14 protein-coding genes are annotated in these 19305 nt (G+C 65.7%); 5 read left to right on the forward strand and 9 right to left on the reverse strand.

What is annotated here, in order from left to right:
* Positions 1-160: 160 nt before the first annotated feature.
* The 5 genes from V8201_RS18115 to V8201_RS18135 all read right to left on the reverse strand — a co-directional run bounded on the left by V8201_RS18115 (position 161) and on the right by V8201_RS18135 (position 6463).
* The gene (locus V8201_RS18115; RefSeq protein ID WP_336546166.1) at positions 161-1093 is read right to left on the reverse strand and encodes an N-acetylglucosamine kinase; all 933 of its coding nucleotides are present in this window, start codon (positions 1091-1093) and stop codon (positions 161-163) included.
* Complete coding sequence (locus V8201_RS18120) at positions 1090-2232, reverse strand: SIS domain-containing protein (protein ID WP_336546167.1); 1143 nt, start codon at positions 2230-2232, stop codon at positions 1090-1092. The genes V8201_RS18115 and V8201_RS18120 overlap by 4 nt, the downstream gene beginning before the upstream one ends.
* Entirely contained in the window at positions 2225-3505 is a 1281-nt protein-coding gene (locus tag V8201_RS18125; protein WP_336546168.1) for a D-tagatose-bisphosphate aldolase, class II, non-catalytic subunit, read from the reverse strand. The genes V8201_RS18120 and V8201_RS18125 overlap by 8 nt, the downstream gene beginning before the upstream one ends.
* A 73-nt stretch (positions 3506-3578) precedes the next feature.
* Positions 3579-4502, reverse strand: coding sequence for an EamA family transporter (locus V8201_RS18130; RefSeq protein ID WP_336546169.1), 924 nt, complete (start codon positions 4500-4502; stop codon positions 3579-3581).
* Entirely contained in the window at positions 4499-6463 is a 1965-nt protein-coding gene (locus V8201_RS18135; RefSeq protein ID WP_336546170.1) for a glycoside hydrolase family 36 protein, read from the reverse strand. Before V8201_RS18135 ends, V8201_RS18130 begins: the two co-directional genes overlap by 4 nt.
* A 265-nt stretch (positions 6464-6728) precedes the next feature.
* Between V8201_RS18135 and V8201_RS18140 the strand changes: the two genes are divergently transcribed.
* On the forward strand, positions 6729-7835 hold the full coding sequence (locus tag V8201_RS18140) for an amidohydrolase family protein (protein WP_336546171.1): 1107 nt from the start codon (positions 6729-6731) through the stop codon (positions 7833-7835).
* Between the two features lie 15 nt (positions 7836-7850).
* Here V8201_RS18140 and agaR read toward each other — a convergent pair whose 3' ends face one another.
* Entirely contained in the window at positions 7851-8624 is a 774-nt protein-coding gene (gene agaR / locus V8201_RS18145; protein ID WP_336546172.1) for a transcriptional repressor AgaR, read from the reverse strand.
* A gap of 415 nt (positions 8625-9039) precedes the next feature.
* On the opposite strand from agaR, the gene V8201_RS18150 reads away from it, so the two are divergent.
* Positions 9040-11868 (forward strand): TonB-dependent receptor, encoded by a 2829-nt coding sequence (locus V8201_RS18150; protein ID WP_336546173.1) that lies wholly within the window; start codon positions 9040-9042, stop codon positions 11866-11868.
* Positions 11869-13127: 1259 nt separating this feature from the next.
* Here V8201_RS18150 and V8201_RS18155 read toward each other — a convergent pair.
* From V8201_RS18155 to V8201_RS18165, 3 genes are read right to left on the reverse strand one after another with little or no spacing between them, the layout of a single operon-like run.
* Positions 13128-14021, reverse strand: coding sequence for an amidohydrolase family protein (locus V8201_RS18155; protein WP_336546174.1), 894 nt, complete (start codon positions 14019-14021; stop codon positions 13128-13130).
* On the reverse strand, positions 14021-15043 hold the full coding sequence (locus tag V8201_RS18160; protein ID WP_336546178.1) for an amidohydrolase family protein: 1023 nt from the start codon (positions 15041-15043) through the stop codon (positions 14021-14023). The genes V8201_RS18155 and V8201_RS18160 overlap by 1 nt, the downstream gene beginning before the upstream one ends.
* Before the next feature lie 28 nt (positions 15044-15071).
* Entirely contained in the window at positions 15072-16319 is a 1248-nt protein-coding gene (locus tag V8201_RS18165) for a LysR family transcriptional regulator (protein ID WP_336546175.1), read from the reverse strand.
* A 107-nt stretch (positions 16320-16426) separates the two neighbouring features.
* Between V8201_RS18165 and V8201_RS18170 the strand changes: the two genes are divergently transcribed.
* From V8201_RS18170 to V8201_RS18180, 3 genes are all read left to right on the forward strand, one after another.
* Positions 16427-17098 carry a 4-carboxy-4-hydroxy-2-oxoadipate aldolase/oxaloacetate decarboxylase gene (locus V8201_RS18170; RefSeq protein ID WP_336546179.1) on the forward strand — a complete coding sequence of 224 codons (672 nt, stop codon included), beginning with the start codon at positions 16427-16429 and terminating at the stop codon, positions 17096-17098.
* Complete coding sequence (locus V8201_RS18175; RefSeq protein ID WP_336546176.1) at positions 17091-18146, forward strand: 4-oxalomesaconate tautomerase; 1056 nt, start codon at positions 17091-17093, stop codon at positions 18144-18146. Before V8201_RS18170 ends, V8201_RS18175 begins: the two co-directional genes overlap by 8 nt.
* Before the next feature lie 32 nt (positions 18147-18178).
* A partial coding sequence (locus tag V8201_RS18180; RefSeq protein WP_336546177.1) for a cation:dicarboxylate symporter family transporter occupies positions 18179-19305 on the forward strand: 1127 nt, incomplete at its 3' end.

Here is a 19305-nt window from a genome sequence, read left to right on the forward strand (position 1 = left end):
CGTCGACGTACGCGTGCAAGGGACAGAGCCGGCGGCGGGGTGAGGAGGATCGATCGCTGTTGGATTCCAGAGGTAAGGGACGGGCCTCTTGGAAGAACAGCGGAATTCAGGATCGCCAGACGCTCATGGTGGTGCGGGGCGGCCGACTGCCTGCCGGGGGTCAGCAATTTCGGGACGCCAGCAGGCGTGCGTACAGCGCCGCCCCCACGCCGGGATCGTGGCGGGGCATCACGACGTCGAAGAGATCCCGAGCCTCTAGGTCGCGTAGAAGGGCGGCACGAACCGCTGCCTGCTTGGTCAGAACTCCGCCCGACCATGAAAGAGCGGTGCGTTCGTCGTCACGAAATTCCAGCTTTCTACGCAGAGCGTGAGCGATATCGGCGAGCTCAGTTCCCGCGCGATCGAGTATCGCGGCAGCCGCCGGATCGCCCGCATCCGCGGCTTCGGAGACGAGCGGGGCGAGCGCGGCAATTTCACCACGCGTCATTCCGTTCTCGCCCATCACGCGCGCGCAGATTGCCAAGTCGCCGTCGAGGGAGAGTGCGTTGCTCACGATCCGATGCAGCGGACCTCGCTGCTGGCGTCCGTCGCTCATCCGCGTGAACGCCTGCAGGCCTTGGATGGCGATCCAATAGGCGGAGCCTTCGTCGCTGAACATCTCGCCCCAGCCGCCGACCCGCGCGCCGTGCCCCTGCCGCTCGCCGTAGGCGATAGAGCCGGTGCCGGCGACGAGATTAATGCCGTCGGCGCAGGCGAGAGACCCCGCCCAGCCACACACCATGTCGTTGTCGCATCGGTACCGGCCGTGGCCGAGCACGGGTAAGACGCTGGCGACGAGTAACGGATCGACGCGCGCGTCCTCGCCGAACGCCGGCAACCCAAGGAAGACGTAGCCGAGCGCTCCCGCTTCGATGCCCAAAGTCGAACAAATGCTTCCGACGCCCTGCGCGATCCGGACCAGCACTTCCTCGAGTCCGACCTCCAGATGGTAGGTCGTTCCGGTAAGTGCGCGGGCGAGGACGTCGCCGTGCTCGTCGATGCCGACGAATTCGGTCTTGGTGCCGCCGCCGTCGACGCCGAGATAGACCGTCATGCCGACTGCGTGTGGATGCGCACGCCCTGGACCACGCGATTGACTGTGCCGCTCGCGTTGGGCTGGTCGGGGGTGCGTCCGAGCCGTAGCGAGCAGTGCAGGCCGAAGAGCTGCGCCGGCACCACATAGGGGAAGAGCAAGTCGGCGTCGGCCATCCGCGTCGCGTCCTGCACCAGCAACGCATCGTCGAGCCCGTCGCGCGCCATGACCGGCAGCACCCTTCCGCAGCGACCGTCAGAACGCAGTTCCGATATGATGTCGAGATCGTAGAGCCGCGTCAGTGGGTCGTTCGAGACAAAAACGACGACCAGGGTGCGCCCGGTGACGATGGTCTTCGGACCGTGGCGGAAGCCCAGGGACGAATCGAACGCGGTCGGGATCGCCCCGTCGGTTAGTTCCAGCAGCTTCAAGGCCGCCTCGCGCGCCAGCCCCTGGAACACGCCACTGCCGAGGTAGACGACCCGATCGAAATCGCGCGTCGCAAGGTCGGCCGCCAAGCCGTCCATCTCCGCAAGCGTCGTCGCGACCGCCGCGGCGATCGCCTCGACCCGCGCCGTCATCTCGTCGATGCCGGTAAAGATCGCCAGCGCTGCATAGAGCATGGCGCTGAAGCTCGACGTCATCGCAAAGGCGCGATCGTGCGTCGCTTCGGGAAGGCAGACGACATGGCCGATCGCACCCGGGCGCTGCGCCAGCGCACCCTCGAGGTTGCAAGTGATGACGAGGTGGTGGACCGACGCCAGCCGCGCGTCGGCCAGCTCGACCGCGGCGACGCTTTCCGGGCTGTTACCCGATCGCCCGAACGACACCATCAGCGTCGGCCGGTTCGCATCGAGATAGAGGTTCGGCGATCCGACGATGTCGGTGGTGGCCACCGCTTCGACCGGTCGACCGAGCGTCGCGGTCAGCCACGGCGCGAGGCACTCGCCGATGAAGGCGGAGGTACCCGCGCCGCACAGCATGATCCGCAGGTCGGGCTGCGCCAGCAATGGCCCGAGGAACGCCGCGATGCCGTCGCGTTCCGCGGCGAGCACCGCTTGCGTCGCGCGAAGCGTGGCGGGTTGCTGGTGGATCTCGCGCCGGGTCCAGCTGTCGTCGTTCGCGACCTGCGGATCGGCCGCCACTAGGGTCTCAGGCATCGGGATGGCATGCTCCATAATAGGCATCGAGGGTCGCGCCGATCTGCGCGACGATGAGGTCGACCGGGTCGAGGGTGCCGGTGTTGGCGCGCACCGCGGCATAGGCGAGCGGCAGATACTGGCTGACCAGCGGCAGCGGCGGCACGTGCGCCCGCAGATTGGCGAACAATCGCTCCTGCGCCGTGACGATCGCCGGGTCGGGCCAATAGTAGCGGATGCGGTCGCTGAGGCTGTACTGAAGCTGGAGGTCGAGCGCCGCTCCGGTCTCGTGATAATATTTGCGCCAGTTGGCGGGCTCTGCGCGCATCCGCGCGATCGCAACCGCACGCAGATCGCCGCGCCCCTCTTCGATCGTTTCGCGTTCGATCGCATCGAGCGCCCACAGCGCCTCGCGCAGCGCGAAGGTGACGCCGGGGCCGACCTTCAGGATGGCAAAGTGGTCTCGAACCAGCGCGCTTAGCGCCTCCGCGGTCTGATAGTCGGTGGAATGCGCCTCGAAGACGAGATGGTCGACCGGCACGATGGCGGCGCTGAGATTGGCGGCTGCGTCGGGGCGGTAATCGACGACCTTCATGTGGTCGAACTCAACTCCGGGCTGGACGACCGTCGCGATCACCCGCCCCCACGCTGCGTCCAACCCCATCTCGACGAACAGCGCTCGGTGCATTTCGACCGTCGCGAGCGCCGCCTCGGGCGAGGTGACTTCGAGCGTGTCGAGGTCCTCCGCCGCGCCACCCGGCACCGGCACCTCCGTGCCGATCACGTAGACCGGTGCATCGGCCGGATCGCCGACGAAGGCGTCCTCGGCGACACGGCACAGACGTGCGGCGCGCTCGGCGATCGTACGTTCGGGGAGAGGCGTCGGGTCGTCGGCGCAGGACATCGAGCAGTCCAGATGAATCTTGCCGAAGCCGGCGCGCACGTAGTCGGCAATCATGACCTCGGCCTTCACCATCGCCGCCTCGGCGGGAAGCGCGGTCCAGGCGTTGGGGCCGAGGTGATCGCCGCCCAGCGCGAGGCGGTCGAGCGGAAATCCCAGACGGCGTGCGATCCCCTCGACGAAGGCGCGGAAGTCGGCAGGCACCATGCCGGTGTAGCCGCCGTCCTGGTTCACCTGGTTCGAGGTCGCTTCGACGAGCACCACCGGCACGTCGTGACGCAGCGCATGGGTGAACGTCGCCTCGATCACCAGCGGATGCGCCGAGCACACCGACGTGACGCCGACGCGTTCGCCGGCCTTGTGCCGGGCGATGATGTCTTCGATCAGCTTCACGATAGTCTCCTTTCGTTCGAGATACCGTAACCAGACCGGAAACGCAACGAAACAAAGCGAAACAAATACAGTCTTACAGGACGGTAGGTTCTACGACGCCCTCACCAGCGGCGGAGTCCGGCTCAAACGCGAGCATCAGCGAGGCTGCGAGAGCTAAACCGATTCCGACGAGCTTGACCGGTCCCGGCATGACGCCGAGCGCGACGAGCGAGATGATCGCGGTGGCGAGCGGTGCTCCGGCGTTGGTCAGCGGCGCCACGATGATCGCCTTGCCGTAGCGGAAGGCAAACACGAGGGTGAGCGCGCCGATCGCGTTAAGCAGCTGGATTCCGGCCGCGAGCAACGGTCCATCGAGTCCGTAATTGATCGGGTGACTGAAGTCGGTCAGCAGCAGCGCCACCGGGATCAGCGCGACGCCGGTCACCATCATGTAGAAGAAGATGCTCTCCGCCGACATGATGCGGTTGGCGGACTTCATGAAATAGGCTTGCAGGCCCCAGCAGGCCATGACGGTGAATGCCATCCAGATCCAGCCGCCGCCCTGCGCATCGCCGCCCGGCGCGAAATCGAACGTCGGCAGCGCGAGCAGCGCGAGCAGGATGCCGATCGCGCCGAGCCTGCCGGTGCGCTCGCCCATGAACAGGAAGGACAGGATGATCGTGACGACCGGCGACAGCGAAATCACCGGAAAGATCAGATAGGCCGGACCGCGGGTGACCGCGTAGAACAGCACCATCTGCCCCCCTGCCCCCAGCCCACCCACGGCAAGGCCGTAAGCGATCGCCCGCGGATTGAGGTCGAGCTTCCATCGCGCCTGCGCGAGCACGATCAGCGCGGGCGGGATCATCGTCAGCGCCCAGACGCAATAGACGAGCGTCTCGGGAAAGCCGTGCTGCGGCGACAGGCCGGAGAACGCGCCCCACACCCCCCACAGCACGACGGTGGCGAGCGCGTTGAACAGCCAGGCCCGGCCGCGTGGTGATGCCTGATCGCTCATGCGGCGTCCTTCGCCGTGACGGGGGTGGCGGTGATCAGCAGGAAGTGCTCGAAGCGTGCGGGAACGGTGGCGACCGGTCCGCCGACCGTGCCGAGCGAAGCTCCGCTGAAGCTGTCGGTCAGTCGGTGCGTGCCCGGCGGCAGTCCGCGTAAGGTGACCTTCCCCGACCAGCTGTCGGCGTAGAACGCGTAGTGCATCCGGCCACCGGCGCGGATCGCATGCCCCTCCGGTTTGTCGAAGCCGATGTCGTACAGCCCGCCAAGATACTCGCCCTTGGGCAGCATGTCGGCGCGGTAGAGGGCGATCCACTTGCGCCAGAGGCGTTCACGCTCGGGAGTGAGCGCGATGCCGCCCGGCGGCAGGGGATCGGTCGTGTTGACCGGGTCGTGCGGCCAGGTGAACTTGGTCGAGACGATCGCGCCGATGCCGTAGTGGCTGGCGAAGTCGTCGTGCCGGTCGCTCAGCTCGACGTGATCGCCCGCGAACGGTGCGGAAGGCCCCATCATCGCCTTGAAGGTCTTGCCCTTGAGGCGGATCTGCCACGACGAGGTCGGATCGGATGCGGGGGTGTGGTTCATTCCCGGCATGTTGTGGAACGCGAAGGAGTCGCCGCAGGGACAGATCTCGATCACCGCCTGCGGGTTGATCGCCATCGCCTCGTCGTAGAGCGCCTTCCAGAAGCTCTGCAGCTTCTCGAACGATTCCTCCGGTCGCGCGTGGTTGTGGGCGGGATTGTAGCAGGACGCGACGCCGTTGAGATGCTGGCCGTCGAGCTTCAGCCCCTCGAACCCCCAATCGCCGATGATGCGGCGGATCTGCCCGCGGAAATAGTCGACCACCGGCGGATAGGCGGGGCACAGGGTGAAGGCGTTCCAGAAGCTGACGTTCTGCGCCGCACCGGTGCGGTCGAGCAGCAGCATGTCGGCATGGTCGCGGAGCAGGTCGGTGCCCGGATCCGCCGCCAGCGGCGCGAGCCACAGCCGCGGCCGCATACCCGCCGCCTTGATCTGGCCGACGAACGCCTTCATGTCGGCGTCTCCGTGCGGAAATTTGGCTGGGTTGAGCTTCCAATCGCCCTCCGACGTCTGCCAGCCGTCGTCCATCACCGCCCAGTCGAGGCCGATCGCCTTGGCCTTGCCCATCGCGGTCAGCACCTCGGGAATGGTGAAGTCGCGGCCATAGCCCCAGGCGCACCAGACCGGCGCGTAGCTCGGCTCGGGGATCGCGGGGGCGGCGATGCCGCGCTCCGCCATCAACCGGCGATAGGTGTCGAGCGGGCGGAAGTGATCGCCGTCGTGCACCATTAGGAAGACCGGCGGCAGCGTCAGCGAGGCGCCGGGGGCGAGTGTCACCGGCTCATCGCCCGCTATCCCGATCCGTGTTCCGGTCGGCTGCCCTCCGACCGGCAGCGACACCAGCCGCGGCACCGTGTCGACATGGCCGACGGCGAGGCCGACGTCGCGCCGCCACACCGCCGCGACGGGCGTGCCGCCGCCATAGTCGGAGGCGTTCATGCCCATGAAGTTGCGCTGACCGAACCCCGGTGCGACTCGCTGCACCCAGTCGCGCCGGTCCGGATAAGACGCGCCCGAGAAGCTCCAAGCGCCGTCCGGATGCGCGAGCAGATCATGCGTCGCCGCCTGCCACCCGGCGATCGTGAGCGGAGCATCACCAGTGTTGCGATAGGCGATGTCGAGCAACGCGAGGCCAGGATAGCGGTCGAACATTGTCACCGCGATCCGCTTCTCGATCCCGCCCGCCGCGGAGCCGCGCAGCCGGTGGATCCGACCGCTGCCATGCGGTCCCGATACAGCCGCACTACTCTGGTCGAGCAGCAGGAAGCGGTCGATCGGCTGCTGCCCGACCAGCCGGATCGCCTCGCCCGACTCCATCGCGGTCAGCACGGTCTCGCCGCGCGAGAGGCGCGAGTGCAGCCCGGAGTCGAACTCGATCGTCAGCACGCCGTCGCTGATACGCGTGGTCGGTGCGCCCGCGACCGGAACCCGCGCGACGGCAGGGGAAACGGCGATGACGGCCGCTCCGCCCGCGAGGTGCGCGATCAGGCGACGCCGGGATATAGGTATGTTGGACACGCGCACGCCTCTCGTAGCAACGGACGCCACTTGAAGAGGGCGGCCTTGAGCTCGGATGTGCCCCATCGGTTCAGCTTGCGCAATTCAAAACGCAACATAGTATTATTTCGTTACGTTTCCTTTGGAGAATCAAATGCGAATCCGATCAGGCCTGCTCGCCGTCACCGCCGCCGCGGCGCTCGTCGGCGCCGCACCGTCTCCCACGTCCTACACGGAGGCCGACTTCGCCCGCGTCGCCAAGCTCGATGCGCACGTCCACGCCAACCGCGATGCGCCCGACTTCGGTCAGGTCGCCCGGCGCGACGGGTTCGAGCTCCTGTCGATCAACGTCGACTATCCCGACTTTCCGCCGCTCGCGCGGCAGGCGGAGATCGCCTACAAGGACCATGCCGCCGACCCGAAGCACTTCCACTTCGCGACGACCTTCTCGATGGACGGCTTCGGCACGCCGCAATGGACGGCCCAGGCCGAGCACGCGGTGGACGAAGGCTTCGCGCACGGCGCGGTGGCGGTGAAGGTGTGGAAGAACATCGGCATGATCGCCAAGGATGCGAGCGGCAGGCGCGTCTTCCTCGACGATCCGCGCTTCGATCCCGTCATGCGCCACATCCAAGCGCGGGGCGTGCCGCTGATCGCGCATCAGGGCGAGCCCAAAAATTGCTGGCTGCCGCTCGACAAGATGACGACCGACAACGACCGCACCTACTTTAGCGAACACCCCGAATACTACATGTTTAAGCATCCCGAGGAGCCGAGCTACGAGCGCCTGATGGCGGTGCGCGACCGCTTCGTCGCGCGGCACCCGAAGCTCGCCTTCGACGGCGCGCACATGGCGAGCCTGGAGTGGAGCGTCGACGAACTCGCCGCCTTCCTCGACCGCTTTCCCAACGCGGTGGTAGATCTCGCCGCCCGGATGAGCCAGGTGCAGGTCCAGTCGAACGCCAACCACGCGAAGGTGCGCGAGTTCTTCGTCAAGTATCAGGATCGGCTGATGTACGGCACCGATCTGACCGACAGCCCGCCCGATCCGGCGGCACGCGCGCAGAATCCGCCGACGACGGGCGACTTCGCCAAGGAGGCCGACGAGACGTGGCGCTCGGACTGGCGCTATCTGGCGACGCCGCTGTCGCAGCCGATCGCCGCCATCAAGGCGGATGCGCCCGGTCTCGCACTGCCTCGCGAGGTCATCGACAAGATCTACTACCGCAACGCGCGGCGCTTCTTCCACCTCGATGGCTGAGCCGCCGCGTGTCCCTCATGCCTCGTGGATGCTGAACCCCAGCCGCTGCGAGGCGGAGCGGACGTCGTCGGGCACCTCGGTTCCGGTGACGAGGCGGTGGATGCTGTCGACCGGAATGATCCGGTGGAGGCAGACGCGTCCGAACTTGGATACGTCCGTCACCGCGATGACGTCGCGCGCCGCCTCCACCATCTTCCGGTTCAGCATCGCCTCCGGCTCGTAGTGGGTTGTGATGCCGCATTCGATATCGAAGCCGTCGACCCCGAGGAACAGCTTGTCGACGCGCAGATGCTCCAAGGACGCTACCGTCTGGGCCCCGTAGAACGCGCGGTTCTTACGGCGCAGCATCCCGCCGAGCATGACGATGTTAAGCCGCTCCTTCGCCGCGAGCACCGACAGGATGTCGAGGTCGTTCGTAAGGACGGTAATGTCGTCGTCGTCGGACAGGAAGCGCGCGATCTGCAGCGTCGTCGTTCCGGAGTCGAGTACGATTGACTCGCCCGGCGACACCATCGCCGCGGCGGCCTTGCCAATCCGCGCCTTCTCGTCGGCGTGGATCGTGCGCTTGACCTCGACCGGCGGCTCGGCGGTGACGTTGACCGCGCCGGCGCTGATCGCACCGCCGTAGGACCGCTCCATCACGCCGCGCGTCGCGAGGAAGCGCAAATCCTTCCGGATCGTCTGCATCGACACGCCGAACTTCTCGGCGAGCGGGGCAACCTGCACGCTGCCCCGCTCGCGCACCAGCGTGCTGATCCGCAGCCGCCGTTCACTCGTGTCCCGGATCATTCCGTCCTGTTCCCTGTATTCTTCCGCCACTGCTACCAGTCCGCTTCGGCTACATCAATCGCGTTACGTTTCGCTATCCATCGTTGGTGCCGGGGCCGAGCGACGGCCCGCATTCTGGATCCTCGCTCAAAACTCCTCTGACCCGCACCTCGCCGTGACGCTCCCGAACATCGGTCCGACCCAAGGATCGGACCTCGTCTTCCTTTGAAGGCGGCATAATTCTGGACGGACGAGGCATTCTCGCACCCTCGACGTGCGCATTGTCGAAGATGTTTCGTTTTTAATCGTTTGACAAGTTTGTTACGATCCATCTAGCAAAGCGCAACAAAGCGAGCGTGGTCGAGGATGTATGCCCGTGCCGCCGACGAGGGGAATGATGATGGTTGGAACAACGCGTTCGCATCGTGGTGCCTTGATGGGCGTGAGCCTGCTGGCGCTGCTCGCGGCCTCGCAGGCGACTGCGCAGACGGCGGTGTCGCCGACCGAACAGCCCAATCCCGGCTCCGTGATCCAGTCCGGCCCCGGCCAGAGCGGCGATCCGCAGGAAGTCGCCGGCGACGATCCCGCCAACGACATCATCGTCCGGGGCGTCCGCGGCAGCCTGCTGCGCTCGGTCGAGACCAAGCGCGACGCCTCGACGATCGTGGACGCCATCTCCGCCGAGGAGCTCGGCAAGTTCCCCAACCGCAACGTCGCCGAGGCGCTGTCCAACATCCCCGGCGTCACCGTCGGCCGTGACGGCCGCGGCGAAGGTCGCAGCATCACCGTCCGCGGCCTCGGCGAGAGCTTCGCCCTGACGACGCTTAACGGCCGCATTTTGCCGACTGACGGTCCCGACCGGTCGTTCGCCTTCGACGTCCTCCCCTCCGAGGTGATCTCCGGCGCCGAAATCCAGAAGGCTGCGCAGGCCGCGCAGCTCGAGGGCAGCATCGGCGGCAACGTCGATCTGCGCACCGCGCGGCCCTTCGATCACAAGGGCTTCCACGCCGCTGGCTCGCTGGAAGGCCAGTACAATCAGTTCGCCGAAAAGGGCGGGGTCAAGGCGTCGGGCGTAGTCAGCACCACCTTTGCCAACGACACGATGGGTGTGCTGGTCTCGGGCACCTACAATAAGTACAAGTTCCGAACCGACAACCTCGGCGAATATTCGAGCACCGACACCTTCGACATCGCCACCGCGGCGAACGGACAGCGCAGCATCGTCAACGTCCCCAATGGCGGCGTTATCGTTCCGTACTTCTACAGCGTCGGCTATGTGCTCGGCGAGCGCGAGCGCTGGGGCGGCTCGGCGGCCTATCAGTGGAAGCCGAGCTCGAATTTCGAGCTGCGCCTCGACGGCATCTACAGCAACTATACCGACAATGAGGAAAATCACCGCGTCTCGGTCGGGCTGACGCCCCTCGCCGACGACGGTAGCGTCCGCTGGGACCTCAACAACGTCAAAGTTGACAGCAACAAGGTTGTGACCAACTACACGGTCAACCCGGCGACGGTCGACATTCTGGCGACGACTGAGCCGCGCCATTCAATCACCTATCAATATGGTGGCCATATCGACTGGACGCCGGTCGACCGGCTCAAGGTCGCCGCAGACGTCTCATATGGCAAGGCGACCAACAACACCGGCGGCCAGAACCGCTTCGTCGTCGCGGGCATTCCGGGGTCGCGCGCGGTGGTGGCTACGCGCGACGGCGGCCTGCCCGATCTTCAGATCACCATCCCCAATGCCGACGGTACGCTGACCGACCGACCACTCACCGACGCCGGCAACGGTGACCTGCGCGCCCATTACATCGGCATCCAGGGGCAGAATATCTCCGATCGCAGCACCCAGGCGAAGCTCGATTTCGCCTATGAGGTCGACAATGGCGTGATGAAGTCGTTCACCTTCGGTGGCGCCTATCTCAACCGCAAGAAGACCGTCGACGTCATCGACAACCAATATACCACCGCCGAGAATTTCGCCGGCTATCCCTTCTCCTTCGCCGCGATCGGCGCCAACGTCGTCCAGGAGGGGCAGGTGTCGAACATTCTACCGAAATTGTCGGGCAATTTCCCGCGCTCGATCCCGTCATTCGACATCGATACCTATCTGGCGTCGCTGGCAAAGGCGGAGAACAACCCGAACGTGCTCAATCCGGCGACCGGCCAGCCCTATCCGACCGGTTATGCGACGCAGCAGATCGTCCCCGACCTGCTCGCCTCCTATGCGATCCGCGAGCGCACCTGGGACGGCTATTTCCAGTTCAACGTCGAGGGTGCGCGCTGGCGCGGTGATTTTGGCCTTCGCTACGTCCACACCAGCGTCGATTCGCTCGGCTATGGCGCGACGGTGCGCAGCTATCAGGTGATTGGCGTCGGCACCGCCAACGTCGTGTTCAACCCGATTGAGCCGATCAACGGCGGTGGCGACTATTCGCGCCTGCTGCCGTCGGCGAATTTCGCCTATGACCTCGCCGACGGGCTGCGCGTCCGCCTCGCCGCGTCGCAGGCAATCTCGCGTCCGACCTTTGGTCAGCTGTCGTCGGCCAAGGATTATTCCGCGGCGCAGTCGAACACTCCGGTCGTCACGGATGCCGGGAACCCCAACCTCAAGCCGGTGTCGGCGGACCAAGCGGATATCTCGCTCGAATATTATCCGAACAACCGCCTCGCGCTGACCGTCGCCGCCTTCTACAAGCACCTCACCAATTTCGTGACGACGCAGGCGGTCGCCTTCAACCTTGTGCCGACCAACCAGGTCGCCGGCGCGCCGTCGAGCTTCCCGTTCACGGAGCTGACCTACGTCAACGGCGACAGTGCCAAGGTCTACGGCATCGAGGTCGGCGGCCAGTACTTCTTGCGCAACGGCTTTGGCGTTCAGGCCAACGCTACCTACAACAAATCGCGCGCAGAGCGTGCCGGCCGGCCGACCGTCAATCTTGAAGATGCGGTGCCCTTTTCGGCCAACGCAAAGCTGTTCTACGAGGCGCATGGGGTCAACGCTTCGGTCTCGTACCAATACCAGTCGAGGTTTGTGTCGTCGCAGTACAGCTACATCGACAGCCTTGCAATCAAGCAATCCCCATATCATGAACTCGCAGCGAGCGTGTCCTATGATGTTCTGCCGCAGGTGACTATCTATGCGCAGGGGTCGAATCTACTAGATTCTGCTACCAAGCGTTTTTCCACGTATAGCAATGTTCCAGCGTTTTATGAGTATACTGGTCGAGCTTTCTTCTTCGGCATACGTGCTCGCATGTAAACTATAGATTGGATTTAATACCGCGTCGGTCGCGGCTGGCAGCGTATCGAAAGTATCGAGACGCGGTGTCAGTTCTCCTAACAAGAGGCGCATATCGGAGCCTGCCGCCCGCCGCTGCAAGTGGAAATGCAGCGGCAGCGCCTCACTGTCGTCGTCTAATCGTGTACACCGCGACGACCCAGTAGTGGACATTAAGCCCACCCTTCCCGCTCCCCAACTTTGGACGCTTGTTCATCGTCGCTAACGATTAGCTTGCTACCCTGGCCAGCCACTGACGAATGTCGTTACTTGGGTGGTTAGCGGACCTAGCCTGCCCCACCTTCAAGGTTCACGTTTTAGCTCGTCGGTCTTTTTGCCCGGCCCTAACTCCGCCCGGAGTCCGAAACCACCGCCACGCTGGAATCCAAAGGATACCCCCGGAGCGAGTTGTATCCTCAGGGGACGGGACAGAGGGCCAGGGGACACAGGTGGCGGTGTCAGCGGGCGTAAACGATATTCTTCGTCGTTCCTCCGGCCACAAACCACAACCTCTTCAGCGTCAGAGTTTTGGGCGTAGCTGCGCTCGTTTTGTTTAAGGATATCGATCGGCGCGGTGCCAGGCAGCGAAGAGGTTTCCGCAGACGGGGCCGCTATTTGTGACACCTCAGCTTGCTGGACGTCAATCATCTACGCCTCCACGTGTCAGGCCCGAACATCGTCATGCATCATGACGATGTTCGCAAGGGGGCATCCTGCTCCTATCCGACTCTCTCGCGAAGGATGTCAGGCGGGAACGCTGGCGGCCTCCCAAAACTCATGTTGGTCCGGGGATCGTGAACGCCGCCACGATCGCGAATGTCGCGATTCGGGCGTGATCAGACGGTAAGCTGAGCTGGGTTCGTGCTTTCGAGTATTACATATCTGGCATGAGCCGTGGCTTCCACGACCTAATTGCGGCCATCCGGGCACACTTTGCCTCGGCCCGAAAGCGGTCATTTGTTCAACTGGATCCGATCACCGTTAGACCGAGATCTCCCTGCGGCCATAATCGAGGCAATAGCGGGCCCACCAAGGATATGGCACTGTTCTGACGTCGCTACCTATCGCACAACGCGGCCGATCATCGATGGCAGTGCTGAAACATGGATAAGCTGCCTGCCCGCCATCGCCTATACGAAGATCCCGCGCTCCTCTGGAGGTAAAAAACGCTCTGGGAGACGGCATAATCTAGCATAAAATTTTCAAAGCAGTCGGTTTTCGAACGTTGCCAAGCTCTACACTTAGCCGCCAGCCCAATACAGGCGAATTGGATTATCGACGAGGAGGCTCTGCCTTAGCGCCGGCGTAGGCGCAATCAGCGGCACCATATCGAGCAAGTTGCCTTCGTCCGGCATATGGCTCGTCATGTTCGGGTGCGGCCAATCCGTACCCCACAGCACGCGACCTGGAAAGCGCTCCACCAGAGTCCGGGCGAAAGGAACCACGTCGGCATAGTGCGGCGGACCGCTCTTCGACAGCCGTTCCGGACAAGTCACCTTGCTGACGACATTCGGATGCTCCTCCATCAGGCGGAGGAAGCGCCCGAACTCCGGGCCATCGACCGGCCGGGTGACGTCCGGCCGACCCATATGATCGACGACGACGGTGGTCGGCAGGCTGGTGAAGAAGTCCCAGCGCTCTTCCAGATCGGCCGCTTCGAAATAGAGAACGACGTGCCAGCCGAGCGGCGCGATCCGGTCGATGATCGCACGGTAATAGGCGTCAGGCTTGGGGTCGGCGAGGCGGCGGACGAAGTTGAAGCGCACGCCGCGCACGCCGGCCGCATCGAGCTCGGCCAGTTCGGCATCGCTCACCGTGTCGCGCACCGTCGCCACACCGCGCGCGCGGCCGTCGGCGCTACGCAGCGCATCGATCAGCGCGCGATTGTCAGCGCCGTGGCAGGTCGCCTGGACGATGACGTTGCGGGCGAAGCCGAGATGATCCCGCAATGCGAACAGCTCCGCCTTGCCAGCGTCGCATGGCGTGTATTTCCGCTCGGGCGCATAAGGAAAGACATCGCCCGGCCCGAAGACGTGGCAATGCGCGTCGACCGCGCCCGGCGGCGGCACGAAGCGCGGCTTGCTCGGTGCCGGGTCCCAGCACAGCCAGCCCGGATCGGATGTGAACGCCGCCATCACAGCCCCCTCGCCGCCAGTTGCGCGTCGAGCCGCGGGTAGACGCGCCGCACATTGCCCTCGAACACCTTGCGCTTGTCGGCGTCGGGGATGGCGAGCGCGTCGATATAGCGTTTGGTGTCGTCGAAATACTGGCCGGTCTGCGGATCGATGCCGCGCACCGCGCCAACCATCTCCGACCCGAACAGGATATTGTCGACGTCGATCACCTCGAACAGCAGATCGATGCCGGGCTGATGGTAGACGCAGGTGTCGAAATAGACGTTACGCATAACATGGTCGGCGAGCGGCGGACGCTTCAGCATGTCGGCGAGCCCGCGGTATCGCCCCCAATGATAGGGCACCGCGCCGCCGCCATGCGGGATGATGAAGCGCAACGTCGGGAAGTCGCGGAACAGGTTGCCCTCGATGAACTGCATGAAGGCGATCGTGTCGGCGGCGATGTAATAAGCGCCGGTCGCGTGCATCGCCGGATTGCAGCTGCCCGAGACGTGAATCATCGCGGGCACGTCGAGTTCGACCATCGCTTCGAAGAAGGGGTACCAGGCGCGGTCGTACAGCGGCGGCGCGGCGAACCGGCCGCCCGACGGATCGGGGTTGAGGTTGCAGCCGACGAAGCCGAGCTCGGTGACGCAGCGTTCGAGCTCGGCGATCGACTGGTCGATCGACAGATCCGCGGTCTGCGGCAGCTGGCAGACTCCCGCGAAGGTCTCGGGGAAGAGATCGACGACGCGCTTGATCAGGTCGTTGGACCGCTGTGCCCAGATCCGGTTGACCGCCGCATCGCCGACGTGCGGCGCCATCGCGGAGGCGCGTGGCGAGAAGATCGTCATGTCGGCGCCGCGTTCGCGCAGCAGGCGCAACTGGTTGGTCTCGATCGTCTCGCGGATCGCGTCGTCGGAGATGGCGGGATAGGCGGGATCGATGTCGCCCCCGGTGCGGAACGCCGCTTTCTGTGCCTCGCGCCAGTCGGTATGGGGTGCCGGCGCGGTGGTGTAATGGCCGTGACAGTCGATGATCATGTCGGCGACGCTACTGCCGCGCGGCGGCTCAGGCATATCGGAACGGCTGATCGGCCATTGCTTTTGCGGAAGTCCAGTCGGCACAGGTGACGCGAAACGTCTCGACGAAGGCCGCCTGCAACGCGGTCGGGTGCCAGTCGCCGCGCATCGTCAGTCCGATCCGGCGGCGGAGTGCGATGCCCGCACCGGGGATCTCGACGAGCAGGCCGGCACGGCGCTCGAACAGGAACTGGTCGCGCGCCATCAGCGTCAGCCAGTCGTCCTCGAGCATCAATCCCCGGATCACCAGCACCGAACCGCATTCGACGCGCAGCCGCGGCGGTGTCAGGCCGTGGTCGGCGAACATCTGCTCCCAGCGCTGTCGCGTCGGCGTGCCCGCCGCGGCGATGACCCAGGGATAACCCTCTAGCGCGGCGAAGGGCGGATCGGTGCCGGCAAGCGGGTGACCGGCCCGCGCGACGATCACCGGATCGTCGGTATACAGCGGCTCCTGCACCACATCGCCGACCGGCACGGGATCGCGCATCGCACCGACCAGCAGGTCCATCTCGCCCTCGCGCAGCCGGGCGAGCAGCTCGAGATACGGCGCCTCGACCACCTCGACCGACGCGGCGGGATAGGTACGCGCGAAGCGGGCGAGCGCCTGCGGCAGCAGCACCGCGCGCGCCAGCGGCATCGTGCCGACGACGATCCGCCCCGCCCCCGTCGACCGCAGCGCCGCGATCTCGTCCAGCCCCGCCTGCAACTCGGCGCGCGCCAGACGCGCGAAGCGCAGAAAGCGGCCGGCGGCAGGCGTCGGTTGCACGGTCCGGCCCTGGCGCATCAGCAACGGCACGCCGAGCTGCTGCTCGAGATCGCGCGCGGCGCGGTGCAGCGCGGGCTGCGACAGGCCGGTGCGCATCGCCGCGAGCGCGAAGCTGCCCGCCTCGTCGACCGCGATCAGCGCACGCAACTGACCGAGCGTGACGCGTCGCTCGATATGCGGCAGCGGCGGCAGCCGCGCGCCGCGCCGCACGCTCTGGCCACCGCGGGTCAGATAGCCGAGCGCGCGCTCGATACGGAAGGCGAGCCGCCGCCCCGCCTCGGTCGGCACCGCGCCGCCCGGTTGACGATCGAACATTGATTGGTTGAGCCGCGCCTCCGTCTTGGCGATCGCCTGGGTCAGCGCCGGTTGCGACAGATTGAGCGCCTGCGATGCAGCGCTGATGCCGCCGAGCCGCGCCGCCGCGGCGATCGCGTCGAGATGGCGCAGGTTGAAGTCGAGTGGCTCGTTCATCGCACACACTTAGCACCAGCTTATGCCTCGTGCACAAATCGACGTTGTCCGCCGCCCGCCATATCCCTTTTAAGCCACGACAAAGTTACACGGGATCGAGGATGAACATGGCGCGCGTCGTCACACAGATCGAACGAACGGATCCGGCGACGATCGCCGGGCTGGGCGCCGCCGGGGTCGCCACGGTTCATGAGGCGCAGGGCCGTGCCGGCCTGCTCGCCAGCCGGTTGCGGCCGATCTATCCCGGTGCGCGCATCGCCGGGTCGGCGGTCACCGTGTCGGTGCCACCCGGCGACAATTGGATGATGCATGTCGCGATCGAGCAGTTGCGCGAGGGCGATCTGCTCGTCGTCGCGCCGACCAGCCCGTGCGAGGACGGCTATTTCGGCGACCTGCTCGCCACCTCCGCGATGGCACGCGGCTGTCGCGGACTGATCATCGACGCCGGCGTGCGCGACGTCCGCGACCTCACCGCCATGGGCTTTCCGGTCTGGTCGCGAGCGATCAGCGCGCAGGGGACGGTCAAGGCGACGCTCGGCTCGGTCAATGTCGATCTGGTCTGCGCCGGCGAGCTGGTGCGTGCAGGCGACGTGATCGTCGCCGACGACGACGGCGTCTGCGTCGTCCGCCGCGACGATGCCGCCGCGATATTGACTAAAGCGCAGGCTCGCGAGGCGAACGAGGAGGCGAAACGCACACGCCTCGCCGCGGGTGAACTCGGCCTCGACATCTATGCGATGCGCGATGCGCTCGCCGCGAAGGGCCTGCGCTATGAGTGAAAGCATCCCCGCCATGTGGATGCGCGGTGGCACGTCGAAGGGCGGGTTCTTCCTTGCCGACGACCTGCCCAGCGCCATCGACGCCCGCGACGCCTTCCTTCTGCGCGCCTTCGGCTCGCCCGATCCGCGCCAAATCGACGGCATGGGCGGCGCAGACCCGCTGACCTCCAAGGTGGCGATCGTCGCGCGGTCGAACCGGCCCGGGATCGACGTTGACTATCTGTTCCTCCAGGTCTTCGTCGACGCGGCGATCGTCACCGACAAGCAGAATTGCGGCAATATGCTCGCCGGCGTCGGCCCGTTCGCGATCGAACGCGGCCTTGTCGCCGCGTCCGACGGCGAGACGCGTGTCGCCATCCATATGGTCAACACCGGCAAGGCCGCGACCGCAGTGGTGCAGACGCCCGGTGGCGCCGTCACTTATACAGGCACCACCGCGATCGACGGTGTCCTCGGCACGGCCGCGCCGGTGGCGCTGTCCTTCGCTGACATCGCCGGATCGAGCTGCGGCGCGCTGCTGCCCACCGGGCGACCGGTCGACGTGATCGAAGGCGTCGAAACCACGCTGATCGACAATGGCATGCCCTGCGTCGTGCTGCGCGCCACCGACGTCGGCATCACCGGCTATGAGGATCGCGACACGCTCGACGGTGACACAAGCCTGAAGGCCCGGATCGAGGCGATCCGCCTTGCCGCCGGGCCGCTGATGAACCTCGGCGACGTCAGTGCGCAATCGGTGCCGAAGATGATGCTGATCGCCGCGCCGCGCGCCGGGGGCGCGATCTGCGTCCGCTCGTTCATTCCGCACCGCTGCCACGCCTCGATCGGCGTGCTCGGCGCGGTCAGCGTCGCCACCGCCTGCCTGGTGGCCGACAGCCCCGCCGCGGCACTCGCGACGGTCGGCGCCGGCGCGACCAGGACGCTCGGTGTCGAGCATCCGAGCGGCATCACCCCTTGCGTGATCGAGACCGACGCCGACGGCGTCGTCACCGGCGCCGGGATGATCCGCACCGCGCGCAAATTGTTCGACGGCATGCTCTTCGCCTGACCGTCGCCCCAGCAGAGAAAAGTATAACGATCATGACGACGATAGGAGAGACGGAGAATAAGGCGCGCCGCTTCGGCATCGCCGGGCAATTGTGGTTCCAGGTGCTGGTTGGCACGCTGATCGGCATCCTGCTCGGCCATTTCGCACCGGGCACCGCCGTGGCGATGAAGCCATTCGGCGACGCCTTCATCAAGCTGATTCGAATGATGATCGGGCCGATCATATTCGTCACCGTTGTGCACGGCGTAGCGGGCATGAACGACATGACCGCGGTCGGCCGTGTCGCGCTCAAATCGATCCTCTATTTCGAGGTGATCACCATCCTCGCGCTGATCTTCGGCCTCGTCGCAGTCGATCTGTGGCGACCGGGCGCCGGCATGAACATCAACGCCGCCGCGATCGATACCGCGTCGATCAAGACCTATGTCGCCTCGGCGCACGATCAGTCGGTGACCGGTTACCTGATGGCGATCATTCCCAACACCTTCGCCGGCGCGCTGACCGAGGGACATGTGCTGCAGGTGCTGTTTGTCTCGGTGCTGTTCGGCATCGCCATCGCCGCGACCGGCGAGCGCGCCAAGCCGGTGCTCGACGTGATCGAGAGCGCGTCGCAGGGCTTCTTCCGCATCATCGGCTATATCATGTATTTCGCGCCGCTCGGCGCGTTCGGCGCGATCGCCTTCACCGTCGGCCAGTTCGGCACCGCCTCGCTGCTGTCGCTGGGCGAGCTGATCGTCGAGTTCTTCGTGGTCTGCGGCGTGTTCACCGCGACGGTACTCGGCGGTGTCGCCTGGTATTGCGGCGTCAGCCTGTGGCGGCTGCTCGGCTATATCTGGGACGAGATCGTCATCGTCGCCGCCACGACGTCGACCGAGACGGTGCTGCCGCGGCTGATCCAAAAGCTGCGCAAGCTCGGCTGTGAGGAGAGCGTCGTCGGCTTCGTCATCCCGGCGGGCTATTCATTCAATCTCGACGGCACCTGCCTGTACCTCACCACCGTCGCGGTGTTCCTGGCGCAGGCGACCAACACGCACCTGACCTTCTGGCACGAACTGGGGCTGATCGCGGTGCTGTTGCTTACGTCCAAGGGCGCGGCGGGGATCGCCGGGGCGGCGTTCGTCGTGCTGGCGGCGACGCTCAACACGACCGGGACGATCCC

This window comes from Sphingomonas kyungheensis (assembly GCF_037120395.1).
GTDB classification, from domain to species: Bacteria; Pseudomonadota; Alphaproteobacteria; order Sphingomonadales; family Sphingomonadaceae; genus Sphingomonas; species Sphingomonas kyungheensis.